A 3,979-nucleotide genomic window follows, 5' to 3' on the forward strand; every position below is an offset into this window, starting at 1 on the left:
GGGCCTGCACCGCTTGGTGCAGGCCCTTTCGTCGTAGCGGGGCTCAGCCCCGACCATTCCCAGCGGGGCTCAGCCCCGACCATTCCCAGCGGGGCTCAGCCCCGACCATTCCCAGCGGGGCTCAGCCCCGACCATTCCCAGCGGGGCTCAGCCCCGACGCAACACCTTGCGCAGCATCTGACGCGATCCGTCGACGCCGAAGGTGAGCACCCCGTAGACCACCATTCCGGGGGCTGCGGCGAGGCCACAGGCGAACAGTGCCAGGGGGCCGTAGGGGACGATGCTGCCCACCAGGAAGGTGAAGACCGCCCAGGCACCCAACGCGGAGACGATGCTGCCCGCGACGCCCTGCAACCACGGCACCTGATGCCACGGGGAGGCGATGTTGGTGGGCAGTCGTCGCGCCATGAGCCACTCCAACAGGACAGCGGCGATGACGCGGCCGATCGCGGTGGCCACCACCGATCCCATGGCGCCGTAGGGCTTGATGAGCACGACGGTCAGGCTCAGGTTCACCACCGTGCTGACCAGTCCGTACCAGAGCGAGAGCTCGCTTCGGCCCAGGCCCTGGGCCCACAGCAGCTGCACCTGCGCCAGCAGCAGCATGCCGAAGCTGAGCAACACCAGGCAGGCGACATTTCCGGTCAGCGAGGAGCCCAGGTTCAGCCAGGCAGTCACCCCGAACAGTGCGGCGGGGGCACCGACGGCCACCCAGCCCCAGACGCCACGCACCCACAGCAGCTGCATCTTGGAGACGCGTTCGGCTGCCTCGGCCTCGCTGAGCGTCCCCAGATGATGTCCGACTGCGGTCTGCAGCGGCACGTGGGCATTCATGGGCACATTGCCCAAGGTCTGGGCGAAGTTGCTACCGGCACCGAAGGGGGTGGTCTGGGCCGAGGCGAAGCGGCCCACCAGCATGATGTCTCCCTGCGCGCCGATCACATTCATGATCGAGCTCAGCTGCACCTTCCAGGCATAGGAGAGGAAGTCCTTGGCCGTGGCCCAGTCGGTGAAGCGGAAGTGGCGGTGGTCAAGGCGCTTCCAGGCGGTGGGGATGATCAGCACCGTCGGCGCGATCTGCTGGGCCAGCTGGGTCCATGCGATGCCGTGCAGGCCCCAGTCGTAGTGGATCGTCGCCACCATGCCGACAACGTAGATCAGGTGGCCGATGAAGGTGGACAGCGAGTTCCAGGCAAAGGTGCCGTGGGCCCACACCACCTGCTGGAAGCCGGAGCGCAGCTGGGCGATGACGATGATGCATGCCATGGAACGCAGCAGGAAGACGGCGCCCTCGGGATCGGCCGCGGTGGCGGGGAAGAATCCCATCAGTTGTGGTGCGAAGTGCCAGGTGAAACCGAACAGCACTGCCGAGGTGACGGCAGAGAAGCCGAGCAGCGTGGTGAGCAGACGCGTGAGACCTGCAGTGTCACCCTTGCCCACCAGGATGGTGAAATAGCGAGCCGAGCTGGCCGAGACACCCCCGTCGAGCGCGGCGATGAACAGCTGCACGGCCACGGCCACCAGGAAGATGCCGTAGATGGTCTGCCCCAGGCCCGAGATGATGAAGGGCGTCAGCGCCAGGTTGATGATCAGCGGCGTGAACTGGCCCAGTGCCTGCCACGCGGTCCCCTTCAGAATGGCCTTTCGGTCAGTCGCCTGGACCGGAGCGCCCTTGTCCTGCTCGTGGCCCTGCTCACCAGTGGGGGAATCGCCCCGCTTCATGTGCCCTGCGGACGGTGCGTCCTGCGTGGTCGCCTCGTCGAAGTCGGGGGCTCGATCGTAGGAGTCCAGAATCCCGTCGACGGGACCGATCTCGGGAGCCCGGGAGAAGACCCCGCTGTCCTGCGGCAGCCATGCACGCCGGGGCGAGACGGGACGCCCTGACGCGGATGTGCCGCTGGACTTGCGCAGCGGCGCCCCTGGTCGTGGTTGTTCTGAAGTCATCATTCCCCCGGGTTGGTAGCCGCTCAATGCTAACTGCGACGTTTCGTCAAGCCCCGGTGACGAATGGTCAATCCCCAGCTGGCACTCATGGGGTTCACAGGTTAAGTAAGACGAAAGATAGAGTTATAACTGAACATGGCCTGAGGTTTTTCAGCTTTGAGCCTTCCATGCGACTATTGGTCAGCAGACCGCTTCGCGCGGGAGCGCCCCCACATCAGCCACCGATCTGATCGGTCAAAGTTCAAAGACGGAGATTTCGTGCAGTCACTCGCGCGCCGAGCCCTGGGCGTCACCACCGCCACCGTGTGCTCCCCCCTGTTGTTGGCCCTCACACCTGCCTGCGGCACTGAAGCCTTCAGTTTCTACTCCATCGCCGCCAACCATGACGTCACCGATCGCGCCGGTCGGGTCTGGCGCAGCCACGCCGGCCTCGAAGGTGGCCGGGGAGTCTCGACCACCCTTGAAGGCAAGACGATCAGGGATGCCTACATCTCTGAGGTCTTCACAGCCAATGTCTGGGGTGAGCAGACCTACCGCATCCCCGTGCCCGCGGAGGGCACCTACGCGGTGACCCTCTACGCGGCGGAGGACTTCTTCAAGAAGAAGGGCCAGCGCGTCTTCCACATCGATGCCGAGGGCAGCCGCGCCGCGTCGAACATCGACATCTTCGAGGCCGTCGGATTCGGCGGCGCCTACCGCCACGGCTTCATGGTTAAGGTCACCGACGGCATGCTCGATCTGGACTTCGGCGGCGACGTGAACTACCCGCTGGTGAGCGCCCTCAAGGTGGAACGCGCCGCGGGCGACGAGACCACCGACACCGAGAAGCACCGCGTGATCACGCCGGCCCCCACTACGTCACCCAATGCCACACCCAGCGCGAAGCCGAGTGCTCCCGCAAGCACCGCGGCACCCACCGCGAACCCGACCGCCAAGTCCCCGCTGCCCGATCCGGCTCCGGCTGCGAAGGAGGCGGATGTTGCCGCAGCAGGAGCCCCCACCCAGGCGCCCGCCGCGGTGAACCCGTCCGACTACGCGGTGAGCTTCACCAAGGACAGCTTCTGGTTCGAGGACATCTCCAAGGCACCGCTGGCCGGCAACAGCCAGGCACAGGCTGCCGATCTGACCAAGCAGGTGTCCGACTGGTACGGCGGGATCGCCGCCTTCAACGCACACCAGTACAACGTGGCACTCGAGACCGTGGACGCCAACCAGCCCAAGAAGGACATCAAGTGGGTTGACTGCCAGGGCAAGGGCAGCCTGCCCGCCCACGTCTACGACGGGCTGTCCTACTTCAAGGGCGTTCCCATCCCCGACGCCGCCGCCCCCGCCATGGGCACCGACGGCCAGCTCAGCATCTACCAGCCCAGCACCGACAAGCTCTGGGAGTTCTGGCAGGCCAAGAAGACCAATTCCGGCTGGGAAGCCTGCTGGGGCGGTCGCATCGACGACGTCAGCAAGAACAAGGGCATGTTCCGCGAGAGCTATGGCGTGAGCGCCACCAACATTGCCCTCGCCGGCGGCATGATCACCTTCGAGGACGTGCGTCGCGGGAAGATCAACCATGCCCTCTCGCTTGCCATCATCAACCCGGCGCCGCACAACCAGATCTCCTGGCCCGCACAGCGTTCCGACGGTTCCATGCAGAGCAAGGGCCTGATCCGCGAGGGTCAGCGGCTTCGCCTGGATCCGAACCTGGACCTGAGCAAGTACAACCTGACGCCGATGGGTCGCATGGTTGCCGAGGCGGCCCAGACCTATGGCTTCATCATCACCGACAAGGCCGGCGCCGTGGCCATTCCCACGGAGAGCGGCTATGGCATCGAGGCCAAGACGGGCAAGAACCCCTGGGACGAGATCCTTGCCGGTACCCCCGACTACCTGGTGCTGAAGAACTTCCCGTGGGACAAGACGCAGTTCCTGCCCGTCGACCACGGCAAGCCCTGATCGAAACCGCCTGACGAGTGCAACTGCTTGGACTGGCACCGCTGGAAGAACACGACGAGGGTCCCTCATCCGTCAAGGATGAGGACTC

General features: G+C 65.5%; 2 protein-coding genes. One reads left to right on the forward strand and one right to left on the reverse strand.

The features are described from left to right. Positions 1–147: 147 nt before the first annotated feature. Positions 148–1,947: a polysaccharide biosynthesis C-terminal domain-containing protein gene (locus ACHFFZ_RS14405; RefSeq protein WP_394277291.1), complete on the reverse strand. Its 1,800-nt coding sequence runs from the start codon at positions 1,945–1,947 to the stop codon at positions 148–150. Between the two features lie 255 nt (positions 1,948–2,202). Here ACHFFZ_RS14405 and ACHFFZ_RS14410 point away from each other — a divergent pair, with 255 nt between their 5' ends. Continuing rightward, complete coding sequence (locus tag ACHFFZ_RS14410; protein WP_394277292.1) at positions 2,203–3,891, forward strand: malectin domain-containing carbohydrate-binding protein; 1,689 nt, start codon at positions 2,203–2,205, stop codon at positions 3,889–3,891. Positions 3,892–3,979: the final 88 nt, after the last annotated feature.

Source organism: Luteococcus sp., from assembly GCF_043424415.1.
Classification (GTDB): domain Bacteria; phylum Actinomycetota; class Actinomycetes; order Propionibacteriales; family Propionibacteriaceae; genus Luteococcus.

What these genes read in the sequence shown, in the direction of transcription:
- ACHFFZ_RS14405 (WP_394277291.1), bottom strand. Translation starts at nt 1,947, where the DNA reads ATGATGACTTCAGAACAACCACGACCAGGGGCGCCGCTGCGCAAGTCC.